Below are 24,905 nucleotides of genomic sequence, written 5' to 3'. Positions count from 1 at the left end.
GGTGCAGGAAATCACGCCCAGGGGGCGCCGCGCTTCACGTTGACGACACGGTCCACGAAGATGCCGGGCGTCACCACCCGCTCGCCGTCGATTTCGCCCAGCTCCACGATGTTCTGGGCCTGCACGATCGTCAGCTTCCCCGCCATCGCCATCACCGGGTTGAAGTTCCGCCCGCTGCGGCGGTAGGCCAGGTTGCCCCAGCGGTCGGCCTCCCAGGCCTCCACCAGCGCCACGTCGCCGTGCAGGGCCAGCTCCATCACGTGCGGGCGGCCGTCGAACTCGCGGGTTTCCTTGCCCTGGCCCAGCCGCGTGCCGGCGGCCGTGGGGGTGAAGAAGGCGGGAACCCCGGCGCCGGCGGCGCGCATGCGCTCGGCCAGCGTACCCTGCGGCACGATCTCCAGCTCCAGCCGGCCGGCCTTGTACAGCTCCTCAAACACCACCGATCCGGCGCTGCGCGGGAAGGAGCAGATGATCTTCCGGACCCGGCCCAGCTCCATCAGCCGCGCCAGCCCCGTGCGCCCCGTGCCCGCGTTGTTGGCGACGATCGTCAGGTCCTTGGCCCCCTGCTCGATCAGCCCCTCGATCAGGTCGTCCGGCTGGCCCGCGGCGCCGAAGCCGCCCACCAGCACGGTGCTGCCGTCCTTCACGCCCTCCATAGCTTCGGCCATGTCCCGGACGATCTTGTTGATCACGTCGTTTCTTCCCCTGTTCCAGCGCAGCCGGTCAGGCCGCCATATCCTCAGCCCGGTCGTTGGTGAAGCCGTGCAGCCGCATCGGCGCCGGCGGCAGGCCGTGCAGGGCCCGCAGCAGGTTGGCGGCCAGCCAGGCATCCTCCAGCGCGCCGTGCAGGTTCCCCTCCCGCGCCAGGCCGCAGGCCGCGGAGGCGTGGGCGAGCCCGGAACGCTGCCCCGGCCGTGCCCGGCGCCAGGCGGTCATGGTGCAGAACTCGCCCCGCCAAGGCCGCTGCATCTCCAGCCGGTCGAACTCCCCGCCCAGCATCCGCCGGTCGAAGGCCATGTTGTGCGCGCAGCCCAGCGCGCCGCCGAAGAACGCCGCGACCTCCTCCGCGTGCTCCGCGAAGCCGGGCTGCCCGGCCAGGTAGGCGTCCGACAGCCCGTGCACCCGGAAGGCCCCGAAATGGCAGCGCATTCCCGGTGCGAAGACGAGGTGCAGCGTCGCTTCCGGCTCCAGCGCCGCGTCCAGCCGCACGGCGCCGAGGGAAACGACCCGGTCCTGGCCGGTGCAGCCGGTGGTCTCGGTGTCGAAGACGATGACGGGACGGCCAAGGGACATGGCCGGGGAAACTGCCACAGGGCGGGATGGGAAGGAATGAGCGGAGTTGGCGCGGGCGTCCGGAGGGAGGCTTCCTTCTCCCTCCCCCTGGCCGCGCGAAGGGTCAGGCCCCGATCTCGCGCGAGGAGATGGCGTAGCGGAAGGAGGCCGGGTCCAGGCAGTCCTGCTCGCCCTTCGCCGTCATGGCGCAGGGGTACATCAGGAAGTTGGAGTCCATGGCGCGCGGGGCACCGGGCAGGGCGACGTTGGTGGCGCTGTTGTAGCCCACCCAGTTCATCTCCCAGTTCCCGAACAGGCGCTCGCGCTGGCGGCGGACATGGTCGCTCTCCACCGGAAGGTTCTCCTCCAGCACGATCTTGCGGATGTCGGCCGGGTCCACCGGTACCCACCGGCCGCTCACGTACATCTCCGTGCGGCAGTGCTGGGCGCGGGTGATGTCCGGGCTTCCGGTGCCGAGGGAGCGGGAGTTCTCCGAGGGTGCGACGCGAATGCCGTACACGTCGCGCGCGGGGATGCCGCAGGAACGGGCCAGGCCGGTCATCAGCGCGTTGATGTCGGCGCACTTCCCGCCCAGCCAGCCCGTCTCCAGCATCACCTTGATGTCGCCCGTGCCGCAGCCGCGGGTGGAGCCGTTGCGGAAGGTGTTCTCCACCACCCAGTCATACAGGGCGCGGAGCTTCGCCTCGTCCGTTCGAAGGCCAGCGGTGATCCTCTGCGCCGTCTCCGCGACGATGCCGTCCGTCGGCACGCTCTCGGTCGGCGCGGTCCAGAGGGCGCGCTCCGCCCCGTTCAGCGCCGCGGCCTCGGCGCCCCGGGCGCGGGTGGCGACGGCCTGGGTGACGACCACCCGCTGCTCCCGGGGCGTGGGCCAGGTGATGCGGAGCATCTCGGCGCCGTAGCGGGCGTCGCGCACGCGCTCGGCCCGGCCGTTCGTCGCGATCACGGGCTCGGCGGCCTGCTGGTAGGAACCCGCGGTCTGCGCCAGGGGCAACCAGAGAATGGCGGGTTCGTCCCCGGTCTCGACCGTCACTTCGGTCCGCAATTCGAAGCGGCGCCAGCCGGCGGGCAGCGTGTCCGCAGGGCGTGCCTGCCCCCGGGCAAGGGCCGGAAGAAGGGGCAGCCCGGCGGCGCCCGCCAGCAGGGCGCGGCGGGGAAAAGGATTCGAAATTGTATTCACCGGGGGCGTTGTCTCCACACGGGGAACGGGTGACGCGGCGCCCCATGTGGCGGGTTCGCGCGAGCGTGCCAAGCCGGACGGAGAAGTTTCATCCATGAGGCGAATGGCGGGTATCTGATTCTTTGCATGGTTGTGGTATCGGATTCGTCACATATCTCACCAAACGAGACAAACCCAGCCTCGACGCCAATCGCTCAGAGTATCCCCGATGAACCGTTCCCTCCGCCTCCTCGTCGCCGTCGCCGCCCTGATCGGTGCCCTGCCCTCCCCCGGCGCGAGTGCCCAAACCTCCTCGCGGCTCGGCAACGCGCCGGTTCAGACCGAGCGCAGTGCTGACGAGGCCATGTACGACGCGCGCTACGGGATCGGGCCCCGCAACGATGCAGGGCAGGGTTCCCTGGAGAGGAACGGCGCGACTGGCGGCGGTGGCCAGCACGGCTGAGCCGTTTCCCCGGGCCTCGTGACGGAAGGGCCGCCGGGCACCCCGGCGGCCCTTTCCATGCCCGGCCTTCAGCCCCGACGCAGGTTCCACAGATAAGGGTTGGGCCCCTGCAGCACGCCGGAGAGGTCCGCGCGGAACCCGGTTTTCAGCACGAAGAGGCCGGAGGGCGCGAAACCCACATGGTCCCAGGCGCTGCGCTGCACGTCGGCGAAGGCCTGCCCCTGGGCCGCGGCATCGGGCGCGAAAAGCCAGCGATCGATGTTCGCCTCCGTCGCCGGATCGGTGGGCCAGCCGAACCAGGCGGTCGGGCCGTCGCCTCGGATGCCGGAGTTCACCGCCGGGTTGGCGATGGAGGCGGCGGGGAAGTTGGTGGGGTAGATGCTCCAGCCGCCGCGGTTCGCGTCCTCCCGCGAGTTGCGGCGGGTGAGCAGGGCGGCCCAGTCCATCTCCTGCAGCTCCACCTGGAAGCCGAGCTGGCGGCAGACATCGGCGGCCAGCCGGCCCTGGGGCGCGACGGCGGCGAAGTCCGTGGGGTTGATCACCACCACCTTCGCGCCCTCCGCCCCCGCCGCGCGGATAGCGGCGCGGGCCTTCGCGAAGTCGCGTGGGGGCGAGGGGAACTCGGCCACGCCGGGCAGGGTGCAGGGGAACAGGGCGTGGCACTCCCGCCAGTCGCCCGGCGCGGCCACGGCGGCCATGTGGTCGGGCTGGCTGATGCAGTCCCGCACGGCGCGCCGCACCTCGACGTTGTTGAACGGGGCGTGCAGGTGGTTGAAGCGGATCACGCCGAGGAAGCCGATCGGGTCGTAGACCTGGGTCTTCAGGTGGCGGTCCCGCTCCAGCACCGGCAGCAGGTCCGGCAGCGGGTACTCCACCCAGTCCACCTCCCCGCGCTGCAGGGCGGCGCCGGCCGTCGCGCCATCGGGGATGATGTGCCACTCCAGCCGGTCGAAGTGCACGCGCTTGCCGCCCGAGGCACCCTCGGCCGGCTCGTCGCGCGGCACATAGGCCTCGTTGCGGGCATAGGCGACGAAGCTGCCGGGGTTGAACTCAGGGGCGACAAACTTCCACGGACCGCTGCCGATCATCTCCGGCACGGGCCTGGCGGGATCCGTCGTCGCCAGCCGCTCCGGCATGATGAAGGGCGGCACGCCGGCCGGCTTGGCCAGGGCGTAGAGCATGGCGGGGAAGGCGCGGTTGAGCCGGATGGTGAGGGTCCGGTCGTCCGGCGTGCTCCATTCCGCCACGGCCTTGCCGAGCATCTGCCCGAAGAGGTCCCGCACGCACCAGCGCTTCAGGCTGGCAACACAATCGCGTGACAAGACCGGGGCGCCATCGTGGAAATGTAAACCCTCGCGCAGGCGGATGGTCCAGAGTAGCCCGTCAGCACTCACCTCGTGCCCCGAGGCCATCTGCGGATGCGGGTTCAATTTCGCATCCGTTGAGTAGAGCGTGTCGAACACGCAGAAGCCGTGGGTGGTGCTGATCGTGGCGTTCTGCACAATGGGGTCCAGCGCCGTCAGCGCGGCCTGCGGCACGAATCGCAGCGTGCGGGCTCGGGCGGGTTGGGCCAGCGCAGGCCGGGCAAGGGAAGCGAGGCCCGCTGAGAGGGCAGCGCCCTTCAGGAGGGAACGGCGATGCATGGAATGTCCTCCACCCCGTGGACAGGCAGAGACGGCGAGAGGACACGGGGCGCCCATGCGGTGCCGCACCCCGGCCACGAAGGGCCGGAATGGCGGCAGGCGCAATCCGGGCGCGCATTCGTCCTCATGGTGCACCGTCCCTACGCCGGTCCGAACCGGATCAGGTTCCAGGGGTCGCGGGTCGCCCCGCCTCTCAGCCCGGTATGGGCTCCCCCCGATGTCCAGGGCTGGTATGGAACGGCGGCCGCCGGGCGGCAAGCCGCATATGGCCCCGGGGCCCCAGCCCTGATACCTGCACGCCCCACGCCAATGGAGCCGCTTGTGCCCCCCTGCCCCGCTGCCCCGTCGTCCTGATCAATGGGCCAGGTTCTCGTCACCGGCGCGGCCGGCTTCATCGGCGCCCATGTCTGCCAAGCCCTTCTCGCGCGCGGCGAGCAGGTGATCGGCCTGGACAATTTCAACTCCTACTACGATCCGGCGCTGAAGGAGGCCCGGGTGGCGGCGCTGACGGGCAATAGCCACCCCGGCGCCTTCACGATGCACCGGCTGGACCTGGCCAATACGGACGACATACTCGACCTTTTCGCGGCGAACCCCGGCATCGACCGCGTGGCGCATCTCGGCGCGCAGGCCGGGGTGCGCTGGTCGCTGGAGGCGCCCTTCGCCTACGCCGCCGCCAACGTCACCGGCCATCTCGGCATTCTCGAGGGCATTCGGCGCAGCGAGGGCCGCGTCGGCCACGCCGTCTATGCCTCGACCAGCTCCGTCTACGGTAAGCGTACGGATGGCGCGTTCCGGGAGACGGACCGCACCGACACCCCCGCTTCCCTCTACGCCGCCACGAAGAAGGCGGGCGAGGTGATGAGCAGCACCTACGCCGACCTCTACAACCTCCGCCTCACCGGGCTGCGCTTCTTCACCGTCTATGGCCCCTGGGGCCGGCCGGACATGGCCTACTGGCTCTTCACAGACGCCATCCAGAAGGGCCGCCCCATCCGCCTGTTCAACGAGGGGCGGATGCTGCGCGACTTCACCTATATCGACGACATCGTGGCCGGCATCCTGGCCGCGCTCGACAACCCCTCGGTCGAGGCCGGCCACCGCCTCTATAACATCGGCAACAGCCAGCCCGAGCCGCTGCTGGACATGGTGGCGATCCTCGAGGACCTCATCGGCATGCCCGCACGGCGCGAGCTGCTGCCGATGCAGCCCGGCGACGTGCCCGCCACCTTCGCCGACATCTCCTCGATCCAGGAGGATCTCGGCTGGGAACCGACCACGGATCTCCGCACGGGCCTCGGGCGCTTCATTGGGTGGTGGCGGGGGTATTTCGGGTAGCGTTCCGACCGCCGGCGATCACCCCGCGCGCACCGCGAAGTCCCGCGGCCGCAGCCCGGCGTGGAAGTAGGTGATCATCGAGTAGATGTCGTAGACCGGCCGGCCCGTCGCGCGCTGCACGGCGGCGGCGTAGGGCGGCATGTTCGTGCATTCCAGCACGATGGCGCCGACCTCCGGGTGGCGGGCGACGAGACGCTCGGCGGCCTCCACCACGTCCCTCTCCGCCAGGTCCACGTCCATGTCGTCCTTCTCGGCCTTGATGAGGACGCGGAAGAACTCGCGGCCGCCCTCCGTGCCCTCCATGGGGATGTCGAGCGGGACGCCCACGGCCTCCAGGTGTTTCGGCGTCAGGCTGCCGCCGGAGACGGTGACGAGACCGACGCGCTGACCGGGTGGCAGCATCGCCTGTACCCAGGGCACCTGCATGAGGCTGGAGGTGGCGACGGGAACGCCCACCGCCGCCGCGATCTCCTTCTGGAACAGGGAGAGGAAGCCGCAGTTGGTGGTGATGGCCTCGGCGCCCTGGGAGACGAGGTCCTTCGCGGCTTCGATGAAGTCTTCCAGCAGGCCGGCCGCGCCGTTCAGCACCACCTTCTCCGGGCTCGCACCGCGGACGAGGCGGTAGAGCACGGGGAAGGGCCAGGTGGTGCCGTTGCCCATGTCTCCGAAAATGCGGGGGAAGCGGGCCTCCAGCATGAGGATGCCGAGCGGCACGCCGTAGAGCGCCTTGCCGCCCTTCGCGACGCCGCGACGGGGGGAGGGGGCGGGAATGGCGGTCATGGGCGGCCTACCGGAAACGGGTGGGGGAGAAGGGCGCGATGTCGATCTCCGGCGCCTGGCCGGAGAGGAGCTGGGACACGATACGACCGGTTCGCGGCCCTGCCACAAGCCCGACATGGCCGTGCCCGAAGGCGTGGATCACCTCCGGGCAGCGGGAGGAGGGGGCGAGGACGGGCATCCCGTCCGGCGTGCTCGGGCGATGGCCCAGCCACATGCTCACGCGATCGGCCGGGAAGGGATCTGGCAGGCCGGGAAAGGACTTCAGCAGGTGGTCGCGCAGGATCTCCGCGCGCTTCCAGTTCGGGGGCGCGTCCAACGCCGCGATCTCCACCTGCCCGGCGGCGCGCAGCCCGTCTGCCATGGGGTTCACCACCATCTTCGCCGCGCCCAGGCCGATGGAATGGCGCGGCCCGGCATTCGCGCCGCGCAGCATCACGTGGTAGCCGCGCTCGGTCTGCAGCGGCACGCGATCCCCCGCCTGCGCCGCCAGAGGGGCGGAGCGGATGCCGCAGGCGATCACCGCCGCGTCGCACTCCAGCACCGTGCCGTCCGAGAGCGCGACGCCCTTCAGCGCCCGCCCTTCCAGCCGCAGTCCGGTGGCGGCCACCTTCCGCAGCGCCGCGCCCTGCGCCTGGGCATGCGCCACCAGCGCCGCAACGTAGCGCCCGGGCGAGAGGCAGCGCCCCGCCTCCTCCGTCAGCACCGCGAAGCTGTAGGCCGGATCCAGGTCCGGCTCCATCTCGCGCAGGGCCTCGCCCTCGATCTCCCGCCACTCGATCCCGACCTGCCGGCGGATGCGCCAGCCCATCACCTCCGCCTCGAACCCGGCGCGGGAATGCCAGGCGTTCATCAGCCCCTTGTGCTCGATCAGTTCCGGCACGCCCGCCTCGCCCGCCAGGGCGGTATGCAGCACGGCGCTGTCCTTCAGCAGCGGCCGCAGCGCCCGCGCGATCCGCAGCAGCCTCTCCTCCGTGGAACCGGCCGCGAGGTAGCGCAGCAGCCAGGGCAGGGCGCGCGGGAAATACCCCCAGCGCACCGCCAGCGGGCCCAGCGGATCGGACAGGAAACCCGGCACCTTCTTCCACAACCCCGGCGCGCTCGGCGGCAGCACGGAATGGGAGGAGAGCCAGCCCGCATTGCCGAAGCTCGCCGCCTGCTCCCCGCCCGGCGTCCCCGGCTCCAGGATCGTCACGCGGTGGCCGGCGCGGAGCAGCTCGACCGCGCTCGCCGCGCCTTCGACACCTGCACCGATCACCGCGACATGGCGTGTCATGTCTTTCGGCCCTTTTCCTTCGGTGGCGGTCTGTCCCGGGGAGAGGAAGAAGGAATTCTTCCTCTCCCCGGACCCCTCACCATCATCTTCTTCTAGGCTCTGGAGTCACCCGGCTGACGGTGCGCCTCGGGTCGATAACCCGAGGCGACTGCCAGGGCAGGAGAAGCTCGACACCGGCGACACCGTGTCAGGACGGCGTGGCGGCAGCCCGATGCAGGTCCAGGAGGCTCAGCCTCCTGGCGGGGTTCCAAGGGGCGGCGCCCCTTGGGTCACCCTTCCAGCCCGATCCGCCGGCAATGCACCAGCGAGGCCTCGATCAGGTTGTCCGTGGCCTCGGGCGTGCGGAAGGCGGAGTGGGCGGCGAGCGTCGCGTTCTGCAGCTTGGAGAGGAAGTGGCCGGCGGGCAGCGGCTCCTCCGCGAAAACGTCCAGGCCGATGTGGCGGATTGCGCCGCTCTCCACGGCGGCGGCCAGGGCGGCTTCGTCCGTGATCGCGCCGCGGGCGGTGTTGATGAAGATGGCGCCGGGCCGCATCTTCGCGATGCGCTCGGCCGAGAGGAAGCCGCGCGTCTCGTCGTTCAGCAGCAAGTGCAGGGAGACGACGTGGCTCTCGGCCAGCAGGGTGTCGAGATCGGTGAAGGTCACGCCCTCGGTCTCGCGCGGGGTGCGGTTCCAGGCGAGCACCTTCATGCCGGCGCCGCGGCAGAGGCGGGCCATCTCCGCGCCGATGCCGCCGTAGCCGATGAGGCCGACGGTCTTGCCGGTCAGCTCCATGCCGTCCGTGCGGTCCCAGCGGCCGGCGCGGATGCCGCGGTCCATGAAGGCCAGGCCCTTGGCGGCGGCCCACATCAGGGCGAAGGCCATCTCGGCCACGGCGGTGTCGCCGTAGCCCTTGATGATGTGGACCTGGATGCCGCACTCGGCCTCCAGCTCCTCCGGGTTCATGTAGCTGCGCGCGCCGGTGCCGAGGAAGACGACGTGCTTCAGCCCGACGCACTGCTTCGCGATGGCGGTGGGAAGCTGCGTGTGGTCGATGATGGCGATCTCGGCGCCCGCCAGAACGCCGGGCAGCTGGTCCGGCGTCACGTCGGGGTCGCGGTGCACGGCCACGGGAATGTCGTCCGGCCGGTGGAGCCGTTCCATCACATCGGCCAGGGCGCCCCCGGCATCGACGAAACAGGCGCGCATGGGGGAATCCTTTCGGCGGCTTCCGGGCGGTAGGACCGGGATGCTCTATACACTTGCCCCCACAGGTCAATCCGGCGGGTGCAGCGGGCCGGGATAAGGGATTTCGAACCAGGCCGCGTTGTTTTGCGTCTTTTCCGGCTCAGGCCGGCGCGACAGATTCCGCGCCCAGTGGCAGGAGGACGTCATGCGAACCCAGGTCGGCATCATCGGCGCGGGCCCGGCGGGGCTGTTCCTCTCCCACCTGCTGAAGGCGCAGGGGATCGAATCCGTGATCCTGGAGGCGCGCAGCCGCCCTTATGTTGAGGGCCGCGTGCGCGCCGGCGTTCTGGAGCCCGGCACGATCGAGACGCTGGGCCGCCTGGGGCTCGATGCCCGCATGCGCCGCGAGGGGCTGGTGGACGAGGGGCTGGACATGCGGTTCCGCGGCCGCACCATCCACCTCGACCTGCCCGGGCTGACCGGCAAGTCCGTGATGATCTACGGCCAGCAGGAGGTGGTGAAGGACCTGATCGCCGCCCGCGTGGAGGCCGGCGACCCGCTGGTCTTCGAGGCGCAGGTCACGCGCATCGAGGGCATCGAGACCGACCGGCCGCGCATCCACTACACGGAAGGGGGCACCGACAAGGTGCTGGAATGCGACTTCGTGGCGGGCTGCGACGGCTACCACGGCGCCGGCCGTGCCACGATGCCTCAGGACATCCTGCAGGTCTTCGAGCAGGTCTATGACTTCGCCTGGCTCGGCGTGCTGGCGCGCGCGCGGCCGATGCCGGACATGACCTATACCAACAGCGACCGCGGCTTCGCCCTGTGCAGCCGCCGCTCCATGCAGGTCTCCCGCCTCTACCTCCAGGTGCCGGCGGACACGGACCCGAATTCCTGGTCCGACGACCGCTTCTGGGACGAGCTGCACGCCCGCATGTTCGACGAGGGCCGCACGGAGATCGAGGAGGGCGAGATCTTCCAGCGGGACCTGGCGAAGCTGCGTGCCTTCGTCGCCGCGCCGATGCAGCACGGCCGCCTGTTCCTGGCCGGGGACGCCGTGCACATCGTGCCGCCGGCGGGCGCCAAGGGCCTGAACATGGCAGTGGCCGACGTGCGCGTGCTCAGCCGCGCGCTGACGGAATTCTACCGCACCGGCTCCCGTGCCGAGCTGGAAGGCTACTCCACCCTTTGCGTAGAGCGCGCCTGGCGGGTGGTGCGCTTCTCCAGCACCCTCACCGGGCTGCTGCACAAGTTCGGTCACCACACGCCCATGCAGCGCAACCTGCAGTTGGCGGAACTGGAGTACATCGCGGGATCCCGCAATGCCCAGGCGAGCATCGCGGAGCAGTACGTGATGCTGAACTACCTGCCGGACTATCCCTGACAGGGCCCCGGCCCTGCCATCCTCCTTCGGGGATGGCTAGGCTCCGCTAATATCGAGACGCCGCGTCGCCCTCCGCAGCAGCCAGCCGAGCGGGCCCGGCGCCTCGGTGATGGCTTTCCGGAGCGCGCGCAGCTCCGCCTCGGCCTTCGACTTCGCCAGTGCCGCATCGACGGCCTGCCCGCGCGCGACCTGCTGCCCCTCCTCCAGGGCGGCGAGGCGCTGGGCCGTGGCGCTGTCGATCCCGTGCTTCTCGATCTGCGCCAGCCTCGCGCGGCACTCGTCCAGCTTGCGGCTCAGCCGCGCAACCTCGGCGCTGGGACTCGCCGGGCGGGAGGAGCCCTTCTTCGCTGGCCCGGGGCGGGGGCGTCGGCTGCGGTTCATGCTGGACCCTTCCTCAACTTCATAACGCCCCTCCGCCGTCACAGGCGTCCCACTGCCCGGATGCTATCCATCAGCATCCGCGCCGCCAAGGAAGGGCTGCCGCCGGCGCGCTGCAGGAAGCCGATGGCGCGGCGGGTTTCCGGCATCTCGAAGGGCAGCACGGCCAGGGATTTCGCCCCGATCTCGTGCTGGAAGAGGTGGGGCGAGACGGCGGTGACCATGTCGCTGTCCAGTAGCAGGCCGCGCGTGATCGTCAGGTCGGTGGTCTCCACCGTCACCGCCGGCTCCGGCAGGCCGCGGGCGCGCAGGGCGCCTTCCAGCAGCTCGCGCGTGGGGGTACCGCGCTGCGGCAGCACCCAGCGCGATGCGGCCAGGGCGGCGAGTACGGCGGCGGGCACGGCGGCGCCGCGGCGGGCCAGCGGGTGGCCGGCGCGCACCACCAGGGCCATCTCGTCCTCCGCGATGGGCTCGCGCAGCAAGCCGATCGTGTGCTCCGGCGGGCGCAGGGCGCCGAGGATGAAATCGATGTCGCCGGCCCGTAGGCGCATGGAGAGGTGCTCGAAGGTGCCCTCCAGCGTGGTCACGGAAAGGTTGGGGTGGTGCTGCTGCATCCCCAGGATGGCGCGCGGCAGCAGGCGGTCCCGGCCGAGGGAGAGGGTGCCGACGGTGACGCGCCCGGCCATGGCGCCCTGGAGGAGGCCGATCTCCACCTCCGCCGCGCGGATCTCCGCCAACGCCCGGCGGACGTGAAGCGCGAGGAGGGCGCCCAGCGGCGTGGGCTGGAGGCCGGCGGGGGAGCGGATGAAGACCTCGATCCCCAGGCCGATCTCCACCTCTCGCAGGGCCTGGCTGACCGCGGGCTGGGAGATCATCAGGCTGTCGGCCACCGCGCCCATGTGGCGCTGCTCCACCAGCTCCGCGAAGGCCAACAGGCGCTGGCGGCCGAGCGAGAGGGAGAAGATCGGCGCGGCCTCGTTCCAGCCGGCGGGCGGGCCGGCGGCGGCGATGCCGCGGCGGGCGCTCTCCATCTCCGCGAACGCCCGCTCCACCCGGTGCAGCAGGGTATGGCCGGTGCCCGTCAGCAGCATGCCCTGCGGGCGCCGCTCGAAGAGGGTGACGCCCAGCTCCCGTTCCAGCTCCTGGATGGCGCGCGTGATCGCGGACTGCACGCGCCGCAGCCGCTGGCTGGAGCGGACGACGCTGCCGGTCTGCGAGACGGCCAGGAAGGCGCGGAGGTGCTTGGGGTTGATGGCGTGCGGGGCCGGGGTGATAGGGGCCGCCTCCGGTTCATAAGGCTTTTCGATGGGGCGCCGGGAAGTTTCGGCTGGCTGTCACGCCTCGGCAATCGGATTCTGGGGCCCGGGACAACGCCTGAATACCCCCAGGGACGAGACCATGACCGACCCCGCCCCCTTCGAGATGCCCGGCTACGTGCTGGACCGCGTGATGAAGAAGCGCGGCCGCCTGCGGGTGTTCGATGGCTTCGAGCCCGCGAAGAGTGCCCTTGTCGTGATCGACATGCAGGCCTTCTACGTGACCGACGTGCCGCCGGCCGTGGCCATCATCCCCAACATCAACCGCCTGGCCCGTGCCTTCCGCGAGCGGGGTGGCCACGTGGCCTGGGTAAAGATGACGGCGGGGGAGGGCGGCAGGAGCCTCTGGCCGCTCTACCACGAGCGCTTCTTCACGCCGGCGAACGCGGCGCGGCACCGGGATAACCTGACGGTGGGCGCGCCCGGCCACGAGCTGCACCCGGAGCTGGAGCCGAAGCCGGAGGACATCCAGGCCGAGAAGTCCCGCTTCAGCGCCTTCATCCCCGGCAAGTCCGACCTGCCGGAGAAGCTGGCCGCGCGCGGCATCACCAACGTGGCGATCACGGGCATGCTGACGAACTTCTGCTGCGAGACCTCGGCGCGCGACGCGATGATGCTGGACTACAACGTCGTCATGGTCTCCGACGCCAATGCGGCGCGCTACGACGAGGACCACAACATCGGCTTCAGCACGGTGTTCCAGAGCTTCGGCGACGTGCTGACGGTGGATGAGACGATCGGGCTGCTGGATGCCGGAAAGGGGAGCTGATCCCCGGCTATAACCCCCGCTGATACCGGGCAACCGCGAAAACATACCGTCGCCGGCGCGGTTCGCCCGGATTATCCCGCCTGGACGGCCGGGCGGCGGTGCCGCATCCTATAACCCAGGGTAGGGAAAGCGTCTGATGGCCAGGATCATCGGTGGGATCGGGACGTCTCACGTGCCGACGATCGGCGTCGCCTATGACAAGGGCAAGCAGGAGGATCCCTCCTGGTCGCCGCTGTTCAAGGGCTATGAGCCGGCGCGGCAATGGCTGGCGGAGAAGAAGCCCGACGTTCTGATCTTCTTCTACAACGACCACCTGAACGCCTTCTTCTACGACCTCTACCCTACCTTCGCGATCGGCGTGGCCCCTGGCTACGACGTGGCGGACGAGGGCGCGGGCCGCCGGCCCCTGCCGATCCTGCCCGGGCACCCCGGCCTCTCCGCCCATATTGCCGAGTGCCTGGTGAACGAGGAGTTCGACCCGGCGGTGTTCCAGGACCGGCCGCTGGACCATGGCGTCTTCTCGCCCCTGCCGCTGCTCTGGCCGCACAAGGATAACTGGCCGGGCGCGGTGGTGCCGATCGAGGTGAACGTGGTGCAGCACCCCCTGCCCACCGCCATGCGCTGCTGGAAACTCGGCAAGGCGCTGCGCCGCGCCATCGAATCCTACCCCGAGGACATCACGGTGGCCGTGGTGGGCACGGGCGGCCTCTCCCACCAGATCCACGGGGAGCGCACGGGCTACAACGACACCGAATGGGACATGCGCTTCATCGAGCTGATCGAGAAGGATCCCGAGCAGCTCGCGAAGATGAAGCACGTGGACTACATCCGCCTGGGCGGGGCGGAGAGCGTCGAGGTTATCATGTGGCTCGCCATGCGCGGGGCGCTGAGCGACGACATCACCAAGGTCCACCAGAACTATTACCTCGCCACCACCACCGCGATGACCGTTCTCGTCTTCGAGGAGAACAACCCGGAGGCGCCCAGGGCGGCACCGCGGGCGGGGAACCCGCAGCTGGAGGGCGTGGACGCGATCGAGGGCACCTATGCCTTCGACATCGCCACGGGCCGCGACCGGCTGCGGCTGAACCGCTTCTTCTGGGAGATGAAGGATCCGGCCGCGCGCGCCGCCTTCTCCGCCGACGAGCGGGTCGCCTGCGAGCGCGCGGGGCTGACACCGGAGGAGACGCGGCTGGTGCTGGAGCGGGACTGGCTGGGGCTGGTGCGCTACGGCGCCAACTTCTTCGTGCTGGAGAAGTTCGCCCGCCTCTCCGGCCGCTCCAACCTCGAGGTTTATGCGGAGATGCGCGGCGAAACCTTCGAGGAATTCCTGGCCACGCGGCAGGTGCCGGGCGCGCGCTAGGCGCTGCCCGGCGGTCTCACGTCCAAAGAAGCATGAAGGAGAGCGTCGCATGTCCCCCAGCAACCCGCTGACCGGCACGGCAGGCCGGCGTTCCGTCCTCCTCGGCGCGGCCGCCGCCGCCGCGGCCCCGCTGGCCCGCCCGGCCATCGCGCAGGAGCGCAAGCTCGTCGTCGGCGTCGTCCTGCCCCTCTCCGGCACCTTCGCCGACCAGGGCCGCAACAACGAGGACGGCATCAAGGTCTTCCAGAAGATCCACGGCACGAAGGTCGGCAACATCACCGTGGAGACGGTGACGCGCGACGACCAGGGGCCGGGCTCGGGCGACCTCTCCCGCCGCATGACGCAGGAGCTGATCCAGCGCAGCCGGGCGGAGATCATCCTCGGCTACAGCTTCACGCCCAACGCCCTCTCCGCCGCCTCCCTGCTGACTGAGGCGAAGAGGCCGGGCATCATCATCAACGCGGCCACCTCCATCATCACGGAGCGCTCGCCCTACTTCGCCCGCGTCTCCATGACGCTGCCGCAGCTGGCCGCCTCGCTCGGCACCTGGGCCGCGAAGAACGGGGTGAAGACCGTCTACACCATCGTCTCCGACTACGGCCCGGGCCTGGACGCGGAGACCTGGTTCACCAAGGCCTTCGAGGCCGGCGGCGGCAAGGTGATCGGCGGCGCCCGCACCCCCGTCGCGGGCATGGAGTACTCCCCCTTCCTCCAGCGCGCGGTGGAGGCGCGGCCGGACGGGCTGTTCAGCTTCAGCCCGGGCGGTGACGTCTCGGTGGCCTTCATGAAGCAGACGAAGGAGCGCAACATCGTCGGCTCCGGCATCAAGCTGATGGTCACCGGCGACGTGGTGGACGACAACCTGGTGCCCGCCATGGGCGACGCGCTGGACGGCGTCGTCTCCGCCCTCCACTACCAGGTCGAGCTGGACAACGCGGAGAACAAGCGCTTCCTCGAGGCCTTCCGCGAGATGTCCGGCCCCAACGCGATGCCGAGCTACCGCACCGTGCAGGCCTATGACGGCATGGCGCTGATCTACCACGCCCTGCAGCAGACCGGCGGCAAGACGGACGCGGAATCGATCATGAACGCCATCAAGGGCGCGCGGCTGAACAGCCCGCGCGGCCCCATCATGATCGACCCGGCGACGCGCGACATCGTGCAGAACATCTACATCCGCCGCGGGCAGCGGAAGGACGGCCGCTGGGCCAACATCGCCTTCGAGACGATCGAGGGCGTAAAGGACCCGGCGAAGGCCTAAGCCGAAACCATGTCCGGGCTGATCAGCATCCTTGCGGACGGCATCGCCTATGGGATGCTGCTCTTCCTCTTCTCCATCGGCCTGTCGATCACGCTCGGGCTGATGCGCTTCATCAACCTCGCGCACGGCGCCTTCGCCATGTGCGGGGGCTACGCCGCCGTGGTGCTGCTGAACGGCTTCGGCGTGCCCTTCCTGCTCACCTTGCCGATCGCCGCGGTCCTGACCGGGGCGATCGGCGTGGTGCTGGAACAGCTCGTCATCCGGCGCGTGTACCCGATGCCGGAGCTGCAGCAGGTGCTCTTCTCCATCGGCCTCGCTTTCGCGGCGGGGGCGGTGGCGAACATCCTCTTCGGCCCGCAGCAGCAGCCCATGCTGCTGCCGGACTGGCTGACCACCCGCGTGGACCTCGGCGTGGTGGAGATCACGGGCTACCGTATCTTCCTCATCCTCTTCGGGCTGGTGGCGGCGGGGGCGCTGGTGGCGCTGTTCAACGCCACCCTCTTCGGCGCCCGCGTCCGGGCCGCGGTGGACAACCGGCGCGCGGCGGAGGGCATCGGCATCCATGTCACCCGCCTTTTCGCCATCACCTTCGGGCTCGGCGCCGCCTTCGCGGGGCTGGGGGGCGCGCTGGCGGTGGGCTTCCTCGGCCTCGATCCCACCTTTCCCTTCAAGTACCTCGTGCTGCTGCTGATGGTGGTGGCCATCGGGGGCCCCGGCTCCATCGCCGGCTCCTTCGTCGCCGCCGTCGCGCTCGGCGCCATCGACGCGCTGTTCAAGTACTACGTGCCGGAGGTCGGCAGCTTCGTGATCTACGGGATCCTCGTGCTCATGATGGTGTTCTTCCCCAAGGGCCTGGCCTCGCGGAGGGCGGCATGAGGCTGGTGCGCGTCGGCGCCGGGCTGCCGCTCCTTCTCCTGGCGGTGGCCGGCTACTTCCTGTTCCCGGAGTATCTCACCCTCTTCACCAGCCTCTTCATCCTCTCGGTCTTTGCCCTCTCCTACGACCTGCTGCAGGGCCATGCCGGGGTGGTCTCGCTCGGCCACGCCGTGTTCTTCGGCACGGGCGCCTACACCGCCGCCATCCTGGCGCGACACGGGCTGGAGGAGCCGTTGCTCGGGCTCCTGGCGGCGCTGCTGGTCAGCGCGGCGCTGGCCCTGGTCCTGACGCGGATCGTCGTCGTGGGCAACGACCTGACGCGGCTTCTCGTCACGCTCGGCGTCGGCTTCCTGGTGTTCGAGGCGGCGAACCAGGCGCGCGATCTCACCGGTGGGGCGGACGGGCTGTCCGACTTCACCATGGGCCCCGTGCTCGGGCTGTTCCGCTTCGACTTCGCGGGGGAGACGGCCTTCTTCTACAGCCTCGCCGTGCTCGCCCTCGTCTACTTCTTCCTCTGGCGCCTCGCCGGCTCGCCCTTCGGCCTGGCGCTGCGCGGCATCCGGGAGAATGTGCGGCGCATGCCGGCCATCGGCGCGCCGGTGCGGCGGCACCTTGCCACCGCCTACACCATCTCCGGCGGGATCGCGGGGCTGGCGGGTGCGCTGCTGGCGCAGACCAGCAACTTCGCCAGCCTGGACATGCTGGGCTTCGAGCGCTCGGCGGAGGTGATGATGATGGCCACCCTCGGCGGCACGGGCAGCATCCCCGGCGTGGTGCTGGGCGCAACGGGCCTGGGCTACCTGAAGGACGCGCTCTCCGCGATGAGCCCGAAATACTGGCAGCTCGGCATCGGCATCGTCCTCATGCTCTCGGTCTTCGTGCTGCGCGGCGGCATCGCCGGGGCATTCACCGCGCTGCTGCGCCGCCTGCGGGGGCGCGCATGACGGCCGGGACAGGGACGCCGGCCATCGAGCCCGCCGGGACGCCGGCCATCGAAACGGCGGGGCTGACCCTTCGCTACGGCAACTTCACGGCGGTGAACGACGTGTCGCTGCGCGTGGCGGCCGGGGCGCGGCACGCGCTGATCGGGCCGAACGGGGCGGGCAAGACCTCCCTCGTCCATGCCCTCACGGGCAACGTGCCGGCCACCTCCGGCACCATCCGCCTGGGCGGGGAGGACCTGACCGCCCTGCCCCAGGCCGCGCGCGTGCGCCGCGGGCTGACGCGGACCTTCCAGATCAACCAGCTCTTCCGTGGGCTGACGGTGCTGGAGAACGTCTCCCTCGCGATCCTGGAGCGGGAGCGGAAGACGCGGAACTTCTGGCGTTCCGCCACGGCCGACCGGGCGGTGGCGGAGGAGGCGCGGGAGCACCTGGCCTTCGTGAACCTGGACGCCTACGCCGCCCGTCCCGTCCACGCCCTACCCTACGGGCTGCAGCGGCTGGTGGAGCTGGCGATCGCGCTGGGCACGAAGCCCCGCGTGCTGGTGCTGGACGAGCCCGCGGCCGGCGTGCCCGCCGCCCAGAGCGAGGCAATCTTCGAGCGCATCCACGCCCTGCCGCGCGACCTGACCCTTCTTTTCGTCGAGCACGACATGGGCCTTGTCTTCCGCTTCGCCGAGCGCATCACCGTGTTGGTGCAGGGCGCCATCATGACCGAGGGCACGCCCGCCGAGATCCAGGCGGATGAGCGCGTGCGCGAGGTCTATCTCGGGCGCCGGGGTCACCATGCCGCTGCTTGAGGTGGAGCGACTGACCGCCGGCTACGGCGAGGCGGTGGTGCTGGAGGAGATGAGCCTCTCCATCAATGACGGAGAGGGGCTGGCGGTGCTGGGCCGCAACGGCGTGGGCAAGACCACGCTGATGCTCGCCATCATGGGCCATGCGCGCCGCCTCTCCGGCAGCCTGCGCTGGCAGGGGAAGGAAATCGGCACCCTCCCCGCCTATGAGCGCGCGCGGATGGGCCTTGGCTGGGTGCCGCAGGAGCGGGACATCTTCCCCTCCCTGACGGTGGAGGAGAACCTTCTCGTCGCCGGCCGCCCCGGCCCATTCGGTCTGAAGGACGCCTACGACCTCTTCCCCCGCCTGCGGGAGCGGCGGCGGAACATGGGCGACAAGCTCTCAGGCGGCGAGCAGCAGATGCTGGCCATCTGCCGCACGCTGATGACCAACCCGCGCCTGCTGCTGCTGGACGAGCCCTTCGAGGGCCTGGCGCCCGTGATCGTGGAGGAACTGGAGGCCACGCTGCGCCGCCTGCGCGCGGAAAAGGGCTTCGCCACCGTGATCGTGGAGCAGCACGCGGAGGACGCGTTGGCGCTGAGCGACCGGGCCATTGTGCTGGATCGCGGGAAGATCGTGCTGGAAGGGCGCTCCGCGGAGCTGCTGGCGGATTTCGGGCAGGTGCGGCGCTGGATCGCGGTGTGAGGCCGGGGGAGAAGAGGATCCTCCCCTCTCGGCTCCGCAGGGTCAGGCCCGCGGCCGGATGCGCGGCTCCTCGCGCGGCCCCGCATCCTTCGGCCCCAGCGGCAGGCCGGCCGGCACCTCGGGCAGGCGCCCGGCCCCGAGGGTGAAGAGATAGGCCGCCGCGTCGCGCGCCTCGGCTTCCGTCAGCCCGAGATTCGGCATGGCGCTGCCCGGCGCCATCGCCTGGGGATCGCGCAGCCAGGCGACGAGGTTCTCCGGCGAGTTGGGGTGCTGCCCGGCCAGGTAGCCGCGCCGGGACCATTCCGTCAGCGGCGGGCCGGCCCAGGAGGTGGCGCCGCGCACGCCGGGGATGACGTGGCAGGCACCGCAGCCACGCGCCGCGATCACCGCGCGGCCGCGCTCCGTGTCGGCGCCGGCGAGGCGCAGCGCGGCCGGTGGCTCCTCGTCGCAGGCGGCGAGCGCGAGGGCAAGGATGGGAAGAAGCCTGAGGATCGGTCGTGTCCGCGTCGGGTCCGCCCGGCGAACGCCGGTTCGCGGGCGGGGTTGCCGGGGAAGGGGCCCGATGCCCCTCCCCGGCGCGCCTCAGGCCGGCTCCGGCAGCCGCTCGATGAGCTTGTCGAGCGTGATCGGGTAGTCGCGCACGCGGATGCCGGTGGCGTTGTGGATGGCGTTCGCCACCGCCGCGCCCACGCCGCAAAGGCCCAGCTCGCCCACGCCCTTGGCCTTCATGGGGGAGGAGACCGGGTCCACCTCGTCCAGGAAGATCACCTCCTGGTGCGGGATGTCGGCGTGCACCGGCACCTCGTAGCCCGCCAGGTCGTGGTTCACGAAGAAGCCGTGGCGGGTGTCCACCTCCAGCGCCTCGGTCAGCGCCGCGCCCACGCCCATGGTCATCGCGCCGATCACCTGGCTGCGCGCCGATTTCGGGTTCAGGATGCGGCCCGCCGCGCAGACGGCCAGCATGCGCCGCACCCGCGTCTCGCCCGTCATCGCGTCCACGCCCACCTCCACGAAATGGCCGGCGAAGGTGGATTGCTGGTAGCGCTTGGCGAGGTCGCCGTACTCGATCACATCCTCCGCCGAGAGGCCTTCCGGCCCCGCGGCCTGGCCCAGCGGGGCGGCGCGGTTGCCGGCGCGCACCTGGCCGTCCTCGAACACCGCATCGGCCGAGTTGATGCCGAGCTTCTGCGCCACCTGCTCTCGCAGCTTCACGCAGGCGGCATAGACGCCGGCGGTGGAGTTGTTGGCGCCCCACTGCCCGCCCGAGCCGGCAGAGGCGGGGAAGTCGGAGTCGCCGAGCCGCACGACCACCTTCCCGATCGGCACGCCCATCATCTCCGCCGCCGTCTGGGCGATGATGGTGTAGCTGCCCGTGCCGATGTCCGTCATGTCGGTCTCGACCGTGACCACCCCCTGCCCGTCCAGCCGCACGCGGGCGGCGGACTTCGTCAGCAGGTTGTTGCGGAAGCCTGCGGCCACGCCCATGCCGACCAGCCAGCGCCCTTCCCGCCGCGTGCCGGGCCGGAAGTTCCGGTTGGCCCAGCCGAAGCGCTCCGCCCCCTGGCGCAGGCACTGGACGAGCTGGCGCTGGGAGAAGCGGCGGCCCGGCTTCTCCGGATCCTCCTGCGTGTCGTTGAGGATGCGGAACTCCACCGGGTCCATCCCCAGCCTCTCCGCCATCTCGTCGATCGCGACCTCCAGCGCCATCAGCCCCGGCGCCTCGCCGGGGGCACGCATGGCGTTGCCCTCGGGCAGGTCCATCTCGGCCATTCGCATGGAGGTGAGCCGGTTGGCGCCGGCGTAGAGCAGCTTCGTCTGCGACACGGCCGTCTCCGGCTTGCCGTCCTTCAGGTTGCCGGAAGTGCTCTCATGCGCGATGGCCGTGATCTTCCCGTCCCGCGTCGCGCCGAGGCGGATGCGCTGGATGGTGGCCGGGCGGTGCGTGGTGTTGTTCGCCACCAGCGGGCGGGTGAGTGCCAGTTTCACCGGCCGCCCCGCCGCCTTCGCGCCGAGCGCCGCCAGCACGGCATCGGCCCGCAGGAAGAGCTTCCCGCCGAAGCCGCCGCCGACATAGGGGCTGTCGATCCGCACGTTCTCGGGCTTCAGGCCGAGGGTCTTGGCGAGGTCCCGCTTGCCCCAGGCGATCATCTGGTTGGAGGTCCAGACCGTGAGCCTGTCGCCTTCCCAGGCGGCGATGGAGGCGTGCGGCTCCATCGCCGCGTGGCTCTCGTCCGGGGTAGTGTAGGTCTCGTCCAGCTTCACCGGGGCAGCGGCGAAGGCGCCCTCGAAATCGCCGACGCGGTCCTCCGGCGGCGCGCCGCTGCCCTCCTCGCTGTCGCCGCCGACGAGCGGGGCGTGCCTGGCTTCCGCGGCCAGGTCGAAGCGGCCGGGCTGGCGCGCGTAGTCCACCCGGATCAGCCCGGCGGCGTCGCGCGCCTGCTCGAAGGTCTCGGCCACCACCACGGCGACCGCCTGGTGGTAGTGCTGGATCTCCGCCCCGCCGAACAGGGCGGCGGCGTTCGTCTGCCCCTTCTCCAGCTTCGGCATGTCGAGGGTGGTGACGATCGCCAGCACGCCGGGCGCGCGGCGCGCCGCGGCGGTGTCCATGGCATTGACCCGCCCCTTGGCGATGCCGGCGCCGAGGACGAAGCCATAGGCCTGGTTCGGCGCCACGCCGTGACGCTCATAGGCGTAGGGGGCGGTGCCCGTGGTCTTGAACGGGCCGTCGATGCGGTCCAGCGGCTGGCCGACGACCTTCAGCCGGTCGATGGGGTTGGTGGTGGCGGGAGTATCGAACTTCATCGTCTCAGCCCCTCGCCTCGGCCAGCACGGCGGCAAGCGCCCGTTCCGCCAGCTTCACCTTGAACGCGTTGTCGTGGGTCGGCTTCGCGCCATCCAGGATCGCCGCCATGGCGGGCTTGGCGCCGCGCGGCAGCTCGGCCTCGGCCGCTTCCACCCGCCAGGGCTTGTGCGCCACCCCGCCCAGCGCCACGCGCCCCGTGCCGTCCCGCTGCACCACGGCGGCGACCGAGACGAGCGCGAAGGCGTAGGAGGCGCGGTCGCGCACCTTGCGATAGAAGTGCCGCCCGCCCATTGGCGGCGGCAAGGTGACCGCGGTGATGAACTCGCCCTTTTCCAGCGAGGTCTCGATGTGTGGCGTCTCGCCGGGCAGGCGGTGGAATTCGGCCATAGGGATGCGGCGCGTCGTGCCGTCCGCCTTCACCGTCTCCACGGTCGCGTCCAGCGCGCGCATGGCCACAGCCATGTCGGAGGGGTGGGTGGCGATGCAGGCCTCGCTCGTGCCGATCACCGCGAGGGCGCGGGTGACGCCGCCGATCGCCGAGCACCCGCTGCCGGGCACGCGCTTGTTGCAGGGCTGGGCGGTGTCGTAAAAATAGGGGCAGCGCGTGCGCTGCAGCAGGTTGCCCGCCGTGGTCGCCTTGTTGCGGATCTGCCCGGAGGCCCCGGCCACGATGGCGCGGCTCAGCACGGCGTAGTCGCGCCGCACGCGCTCATCCGCCGCCAGGTCCGTGTTGCGCACCAGCGCGCCGATGCGCAGGCCGCCCTCCGGCGTCGCCTCGATCCGGTCCAGGCCCAACCCGTTCACGTCCACCAGATGCGTCGGTACCTCGATCTGCAGCTTCATCAGGTCGAGCAGGTTGGTGCCGCCGGCGATGAACTTGGCGCCCGGCTCGCGGGTGGCCGCCGCGGCGGCCTCGGCGGGCGTGCGGGCGCGCTCGTAGGTGAAGGGCCTCATGCCTGCTTCTCCGCGACCTCGGTGATGGCTTCGACGATGTTGGAATAGGCCCCGCAGCGGCAGATGTTGCCGCTCATGCGCTCGCGGATCTCATCCGCCGTCACCTGGGGCGCGGCCGTCAGGTCGGACGTCGCGTGGCTCGGCACGCCCGCCTTAATCTCCTCGAGCATGGCAACCGAGGCGCAGATCTGGCCGGGGGTGCAGTAGCCGCACTGGTAGCCGTCGTATTTCACGAAGGCGGCCTGCATGGGATGCAGGTTCTCGGGCTGCCCCAGCCCCTCGATCGTGGTGACCTCGTCGCCCTCGTGCATCACGGCGAGCGTCAGGCAGGAATAGATCCGCCGGCCGTCCACCATCACCGTGCAGGCGCCGCACTGGCCGTGATCGCAGCCCTTCTTGCTGCCCGTCAGCTGCAGGTGCTCGCGCAGCGTGTCCAGCAGCGTGGTGCGCGGGTCCAGCTCCAGGGCCCGGGGCTGGCCGTTCACCGTGAGGCTCACCTTGGACAGCACCGGGGTCGCCGGCGCCGATGCGGCGGCACCGGGCGCGGGCTGGGCCGCCACCGGCGCCGCCACCAGGGAGCCGGCCAGACCCGTGGCGGAGGCGGCCCCGGCCATCAGGTCTCTCCGGGACAACTCGAATTCCTTCGCCTTCTGCATGGCCCGCCCTTTCGTCTGGTTGCGCCGGCACCGTCACGCCAATGGCCCGGCAGCCCCTGGGGCTGCCCGGCACGTGGTTCCCGCAGCCGTCATCCCCGTGGAAACGTTCCACGCAGCCGAAAGTGCTCCCTTCGTGATCCGGGAATTAGGTGCCGGAATCGGCATGGGCCTATGCGGGAAACTTCTGAATGCGCGGGACGAACCGACCGGCCTGAACGTGGCCCCGGCCGTGGCGGAGGGGGGGTAGCCTCGCCCGGACCGCCAGGAGGGAGAGTTCCTTCCCTTCCTGGGGCACGGGAGCCAACCCGCCGGAACGGCTCACCCCTCGGTCTGCCGCCCCCAGGCGCGCAGGTCCGCCACGAAGTCGTCCGGCACTTCCATTGCCGGGAAGTGCCCGCCACGGGGCATGTCGCTCCAGCGGTTCACGGCGTAGCCCTTCTCGACCAGGCTGCGCGGCGGCATGGGGGAGCGCGGGTCGGGGTAGGCAGCGACGGCGGTGGGCACCATCACGCGGCGGCCGGGCGGGATGTTGCGCACGCCCTCCTCCATCGCGCCGAAGTAGTACCAGGCGCCGGTCGTGAAGGCGTCGTTCATCGCGTAGATCATTACGTCGGTGATGAGCTGATCCTTCGTGAACACCGCCTCGAAGGGGCGCTCGCGCAGGTCCGCCCAGTCGTGGAAGCGCTCCACGATCCAGGCGGCCTGGGCGAGCGGATTGTCCTGCATGGCGTAGGCGATGGACTGGGGCTTCGTGCCCTGGAGCTGGGCGTAGGCGCCGAGCTTGCCCTGCACCGCTGCCTGCTCGGCCTGCCAGGCCAGTTCCTCCGGCGTTTTCGGCGCGGCGTCGGCGCGAACGAGGACCATGTTGAGGTGGATGGCCTTGAGGGAGGCCACGTGGTCCAGCGCCAGCCAGGCGGTGACGGCCGCACCCCAGTCGCCGCCCTGGGCGCGGTAGCGCGGGTAGCCCAGGCCGCGCATCAGCGCGTCGAACAGGCGGGCGGTGGTGCGGGCGGAGATGGGCGCCTCCGGCTTGCCGGAGAAGCCGAAGCCGGGGAGGGAGGGGATGACGAGGTCGAAGGCGTCCTCCGCCCGGCCGCCGTGGCGGGAGGGGAAGGCGAGGGGCTCGATCACGCCGAGGAACTCGAGGACGGAGCCGGGCCAGCCATGGGTGAGGAGGAGGGGGCGCTTGCCGCCCGCCTCACCCACAACGTGGTAGGCGTGGATGTCCAAATCCTCCACGCGGGCGATGATCTGGGGGTGGCGGTTCAGCGCGGCGGCGGCGGCGTCCGCGTCGTAGCCATCCCGCCAGTGGTCGCGCAGGGCTGAGAGGAAATCCGGGTCGCAGCCGTACTTCCAGCCGGCATCGCGGGGCTGGCGGGGCAAGGGCGTGGCGCGCAGGCGATCGCGCAGGTGCGCCAGGGCGGCGGGGTCCCAGCGGACCTCGAAGGGGCGGGTTTCCATCGTTGTTCCCATCGTCGTTCCAGCGGTCTCTTATTGGGCGTGCCGTGCTGCAACGCGGGAGATGGGCGGGGGATGTCGCCCCTTCCTTGGCGCCGAAAGCGCGGGCTATGCTCGCGCCAGAGGAAAACGTTTCAAGGAGTTCGGAC

Annotated in this window: 24 protein-coding genes and 1 riboswitch; of the genes, 10 read left to right on the top strand and 14 right to left on the bottom strand. The window is 70.8% G+C overall.

Annotation, left to right across the window (positions count from 1 at the left end; translation table 11 throughout):
* Nucleotides 1-11 precede the first annotated feature (11 nt).
* The 3 genes from NRP21_RS18140 to NRP21_RS18130 form a co-directional block, all read right to left on the bottom strand.
* Nucleotides 12-692: a 3-oxoacid CoA-transferase subunit A gene (locus NRP21_RS18140; protein ID WP_257717636.1), complete on the bottom strand. Its 681-nt coding sequence runs from the start codon at nt 690-692 to the stop codon at nt 12-14.
* Nucleotides 693-723: 31 nt separating this feature from the next.
* Entirely contained in the window at nt 724-1,293 is a 570-nt protein-coding gene (locus tag NRP21_RS18135) for a 3'-5' exonuclease (protein WP_257717635.1), read from the bottom strand.
* A gap of 103 nt (nt 1,294-1,396) precedes the next feature.
* Nucleotides 1,397-2,470 (bottom strand): transglutaminase-like domain-containing protein, encoded by a 1,074-nt coding sequence (locus NRP21_RS18130; protein ID WP_257717634.1) that lies wholly within the window; start codon nt 2,468-2,470, stop codon nt 1,397-1,399.
* Nucleotides 2,471-2,678: 208 nt separating this feature from the next.
* Here NRP21_RS18130 and NRP21_RS18125 point away from each other — a divergent pair, with 208 nt between their 5' ends.
* Entirely contained in the window at nt 2,679-2,912 is a 234-nt protein-coding gene (locus NRP21_RS18125; protein WP_257717633.1) for a hypothetical protein, read from the top strand.
* A gap of 68 nt (nt 2,913-2,980) precedes the next feature.
* Here the strand turns inward: NRP21_RS18125 and NRP21_RS18120 are convergent, their stop codons facing one another.
* Nucleotides 2,981-4,555, bottom strand: coding sequence for an ABC transporter substrate-binding protein (locus NRP21_RS18120; RefSeq protein WP_257717632.1), 1,575 nt, complete (start codon nt 4,553-4,555; stop codon nt 2,981-2,983).
* A gap of 120 nt (nt 4,556-4,675) precedes the next feature.
* Nucleotides 4,676-4,780: riboswitch (TPP riboswitch) on the bottom strand.
* A 132-nt stretch (nt 4,781-4,912) separates the two neighbouring features.
* On the opposite strand from NRP21_RS18120, the gene NRP21_RS18115 reads away from it, so the two are divergent.
* Nucleotides 4,913-5,893: an NAD-dependent epimerase/dehydratase family protein gene (locus NRP21_RS18115; RefSeq protein ID WP_257717631.1), complete on the top strand. Its 981-nt coding sequence runs from the start codon at nt 4,913-4,915 to the stop codon at nt 5,891-5,893.
* 18 nt (nt 5,894-5,911) lie between these two features.
* On the opposite strand, the gene NRP21_RS18110 is transcribed toward NRP21_RS18115, so the two are convergent.
* The 3 genes from NRP21_RS18110 to NRP21_RS18100 form a co-directional block, all read right to left on the bottom strand.
* A complete protein-coding gene (locus tag NRP21_RS18110; RefSeq protein ID WP_257717630.1) occupies nt 5,912-6,673 on the bottom strand; it encodes an aspartate/glutamate racemase family protein in 762 nt (253 codons plus the stop codon).
* A gap of 7 nt (nt 6,674-6,680) precedes the next feature.
* On the bottom strand, nt 6,681-7,946 hold the full coding sequence (locus NRP21_RS18105) for an NAD(P)/FAD-dependent oxidoreductase (protein ID WP_257717629.1): 1,266 nt from the start codon (nt 7,944-7,946) through the stop codon (nt 6,681-6,683).
* A 269-nt stretch (nt 7,947-8,215) separates the two neighbouring features.
* Nucleotides 8,216-9,133, bottom strand: coding sequence for an NAD(P)-dependent oxidoreductase (locus NRP21_RS18100; RefSeq protein WP_257717628.1), 918 nt, complete (start codon nt 9,131-9,133; stop codon nt 8,216-8,218).
* 184 nt (nt 9,134-9,317) lie between these two features.
* On the opposite strand from NRP21_RS18100, the gene NRP21_RS18095 reads away from it, so the two are divergent.
* Complete coding sequence (locus NRP21_RS18095) at nt 9,318-10,499, top strand: 4-hydroxybenzoate 3-monooxygenase (RefSeq protein WP_257717627.1); 1,182 nt, start codon at nt 9,318-9,320, stop codon at nt 10,497-10,499.
* 36 nt (nt 10,500-10,535) lie between these two features.
* Here the strand turns inward: NRP21_RS18095 and NRP21_RS18090 are convergent, their stop codons facing one another.
* Nucleotides 10,536-10,880 (bottom strand): hypothetical protein, encoded by a 345-nt coding sequence (locus NRP21_RS18090; RefSeq protein WP_257717626.1) that lies wholly within the window; start codon nt 10,878-10,880, stop codon nt 10,536-10,538.
* A gap of 38 nt (nt 10,881-10,918) precedes the next feature.
* Nucleotides 10,919-12,151 (bottom strand): LysR family transcriptional regulator, encoded by a 1,233-nt coding sequence (locus tag NRP21_RS18085; protein ID WP_257717680.1) that lies wholly within the window; start codon nt 12,149-12,151, stop codon nt 10,919-10,921.
* Nucleotides 12,152-12,275: 124 nt separating this feature from the next.
* On the opposite strand from NRP21_RS18085, the gene NRP21_RS18080 reads away from it, so the two are divergent.
* The 7 genes from NRP21_RS18080 to NRP21_RS18050 all read left to right on the top strand — a co-directional run bounded on the left by NRP21_RS18080 (nt 12,276) and on the right by NRP21_RS18050 (nt 18,885).
* Nucleotides 12,276-12,962, top strand: coding sequence for a cysteine hydrolase (locus NRP21_RS18080; RefSeq protein ID WP_257717625.1), 687 nt, complete (start codon nt 12,276-12,278; stop codon nt 12,960-12,962).
* Between the two features lie 136 nt (nt 12,963-13,098).
* Entirely contained in the window at nt 13,099-14,325 is a 1,227-nt protein-coding gene (locus tag NRP21_RS18075; RefSeq protein WP_257717624.1) for a gallate dioxygenase, read from the top strand.
* Between the two features lie 49 nt (nt 14,326-14,374).
* A complete protein-coding gene (locus NRP21_RS18070) occupies nt 14,375-15,586 on the top strand; it encodes an ABC transporter substrate-binding protein (protein WP_257717623.1) in 1,212 nt (403 codons plus the stop codon).
* A 9-nt stretch (nt 15,587-15,595) separates the two neighbouring features.
* Nucleotides 15,596-16,462, top strand: a complete 867-nt coding sequence (locus NRP21_RS18065; RefSeq protein ID WP_257717622.1) for a branched-chain amino acid ABC transporter permease — start codon at nt 15,596-15,598, stop codon at nt 16,460-16,462.
* Complete coding sequence (locus NRP21_RS18060; protein ID WP_257717621.1) at nt 16,459-17,406, top strand: branched-chain amino acid ABC transporter permease; 948 nt, start codon at nt 16,459-16,461, stop codon at nt 17,404-17,406. The genes NRP21_RS18065 and NRP21_RS18060 overlap by 4 nt, the downstream gene beginning before the upstream one ends.
* Complete coding sequence (locus NRP21_RS18055; protein ID WP_257717620.1) at nt 17,403-18,203, top strand: ABC transporter ATP-binding protein; 801 nt, start codon at nt 17,403-17,405, stop codon at nt 18,201-18,203. The genes NRP21_RS18060 and NRP21_RS18055 overlap by 4 nt, the downstream gene beginning before the upstream one ends.
* The gene (locus NRP21_RS18050; protein WP_257717619.1) at nt 18,190-18,885 is read left to right on the top strand and encodes an ABC transporter ATP-binding protein; all 696 of its coding nucleotides are present in this window, start codon (nt 18,190-18,192) and stop codon (nt 18,883-18,885) included. The genes NRP21_RS18055 and NRP21_RS18050 overlap by 14 nt, the downstream gene beginning before the upstream one ends.
* Before the next feature lie 42 nt (nt 18,886-18,927).
* On the opposite strand, the gene NRP21_RS18045 is transcribed toward NRP21_RS18050, so the two are convergent.
* The 5 genes from NRP21_RS18045 to NRP21_RS18025 form a co-directional block, all read right to left on the bottom strand.
* Nucleotides 18,928-19,311, bottom strand: coding sequence for a c-type cytochrome (locus NRP21_RS18045; RefSeq protein WP_257717679.1), 384 nt, complete (start codon nt 19,309-19,311; stop codon nt 18,928-18,930).
* 156 nt (nt 19,312-19,467) lie between these two features.
* Nucleotides 19,468-21,687, bottom strand: a complete 2,220-nt coding sequence (gene paoC, locus NRP21_RS18040) for an aldehyde oxidoreductase molybdenum-binding subunit PaoC (protein WP_257717618.1) — start codon at nt 21,685-21,687, stop codon at nt 19,468-19,470.
* Nucleotides 21,688-21,691: 4 nt separating this feature from the next.
* Nucleotides 21,692-22,642, bottom strand: a complete 951-nt coding sequence (locus NRP21_RS18035) for an FAD binding domain-containing protein (protein WP_257717617.1) — start codon at nt 22,640-22,642, stop codon at nt 21,692-21,694.
* Nucleotides 22,639-23,256 carry an aldehyde dehydrogenase iron-sulfur subunit PaoA gene (gene paoA / locus NRP21_RS18030; protein WP_456300242.1) on the bottom strand — a complete coding sequence of 206 codons (618 nt, stop codon included), beginning with the start codon at nt 23,254-23,256 and terminating at the stop codon, nt 22,639-22,641. The genes NRP21_RS18035 and paoA overlap by 4 nt, the downstream gene beginning before the upstream one ends.
* A 360-nt stretch (nt 23,257-23,616) precedes the next feature.
* Nucleotides 23,617-24,759 carry an epoxide hydrolase family protein gene (locus tag NRP21_RS18025; RefSeq protein ID WP_257717615.1) on the bottom strand — a complete coding sequence of 381 codons (1,143 nt, stop codon included), beginning with the start codon at nt 24,757-24,759 and terminating at the stop codon, nt 23,617-23,619.
* Between the last annotated feature and the right edge of the window lie 146 nt (nt 24,760-24,905).

Origin of the sequence: Roseomonas populi, assembly GCF_024594815.1 — a bacterium.
Taxonomy (GTDB): Bacteria; Pseudomonadota; Alphaproteobacteria; order Acetobacterales; family Acetobacteraceae; genus Roseomonas; species Roseomonas populi.
The sequence above is the reverse complement of the archived record's forward strand: the minus strand, read 5'-3'. Positions and strand labels throughout refer to the sequence as shown.

What these genes read in the sequence shown, in the direction of transcription:
- NRP21_RS18035 (WP_257717617.1), bottom strand. Translation starts at nt 22,642, where the DNA reads ATGAGGCCCTTCACCTACGAGCGCGCCCGCACGCCCGCCGAGGCCGCC.
- NRP21_RS18100 (WP_257717628.1), bottom strand. Translation starts at nt 9,133, where the DNA reads ATGCGCGCCTGTTTCGTCGATGCCGGGGGCGCCCTGGCCGATGTGATG.
- NRP21_RS18080 (WP_257717625.1), top strand. Translation starts at nt 12,276, where the DNA reads ATGACCGACCCCGCCCCCTTCGAGATGCCCGGCTACGTGCTGGACCGC.
- NRP21_RS18055 (WP_257717620.1), top strand. Translation starts at nt 17,403, where the DNA reads ATGACGGCCGGGACAGGGACGCCGGCCATCGAGCCCGCCGGGACGCCG.
- NRP21_RS18070 (WP_257717623.1), top strand. Translation starts at nt 14,375, where the DNA reads ATGTCCCCCAGCAACCCGCTGACCGGCACGGCAGGCCGGCGTTCCGTC.
- NRP21_RS18050 (WP_257717619.1), top strand. Translation starts at nt 18,190, where the DNA reads ATGCCGCTGCTTGAGGTGGAGCGACTGACCGCCGGCTACGGCGAGGCG.
- NRP21_RS18125 (WP_257717633.1), top strand. Translation starts at nt 2,679, where the DNA reads ATGAACCGTTCCCTCCGCCTCCTCGTCGCCGTCGCCGCCCTGATCGGT.
- NRP21_RS18120 (WP_257717632.1), bottom strand. Translation starts at nt 4,555, where the DNA reads ATGCATCGCCGTTCCCTCCTGAAGGGCGCTGCCCTCTCAGCGGGCCTC.
- paoC (WP_257717618.1), bottom strand. Translation starts at nt 21,687, where the DNA reads ATGAAGTTCGATACTCCCGCCACCACCAACCCCATCGACCGGCTGAAG.
- NRP21_RS18105 (WP_257717629.1), bottom strand. Translation starts at nt 7,946, where the DNA reads ATGACACGCCATGTCGCGGTGATCGGTGCAGGTGTCGAAGGCGCGGCG.
- NRP21_RS18110 (WP_257717630.1), bottom strand. Translation starts at nt 6,673, where the DNA reads ATGACCGCCATTCCCGCCCCCTCCCCCCGTCGCGGCGTCGCGAAGGGC.
- NRP21_RS18065 (WP_257717622.1), top strand. Translation starts at nt 15,596, where the DNA reads ATGTCCGGGCTGATCAGCATCCTTGCGGACGGCATCGCCTATGGGATG.
- NRP21_RS18025 (WP_257717615.1), bottom strand. Translation starts at nt 24,759, where the DNA reads ATGGAAACCCGCCCCTTCGAGGTCCGCTGGGACCCCGCCGCCCTGGCG.
- NRP21_RS18135 (WP_257717635.1), bottom strand. Translation starts at nt 1,293, where the DNA reads ATGTCCCTTGGCCGTCCCGTCATCGTCTTCGACACCGAGACCACCGGC.
- NRP21_RS18075 (WP_257717624.1), top strand. Translation starts at nt 13,099, where the DNA reads ATGGCCAGGATCATCGGTGGGATCGGGACGTCTCACGTGCCGACGATC.
- NRP21_RS18095 (WP_257717627.1), top strand. Translation starts at nt 9,318, where the DNA reads ATGCGAACCCAGGTCGGCATCATCGGCGCGGGCCCGGCGGGGCTGTTC.
- NRP21_RS18060 (WP_257717621.1), top strand. Translation starts at nt 16,459, where the DNA reads ATGAGGCTGGTGCGCGTCGGCGCCGGGCTGCCGCTCCTTCTCCTGGCG.
- NRP21_RS18115 (WP_257717631.1), top strand. Translation starts at nt 4,913, where the DNA reads ATGGGCCAGGTTCTCGTCACCGGCGCGGCCGGCTTCATCGGCGCCCAT.
- NRP21_RS18090 (WP_257717626.1), bottom strand. Translation starts at nt 10,880, where the DNA reads ATGAACCGCAGCCGACGCCCCCGCCCCGGGCCAGCGAAGAAGGGCTCC.
- paoA (WP_456300242.1), bottom strand. Translation starts at nt 23,256, where the DNA reads ATGGCCGGGGCCGCCTCCGCCACGGGTCTGGCCGGCTCCCTGGTGGCG.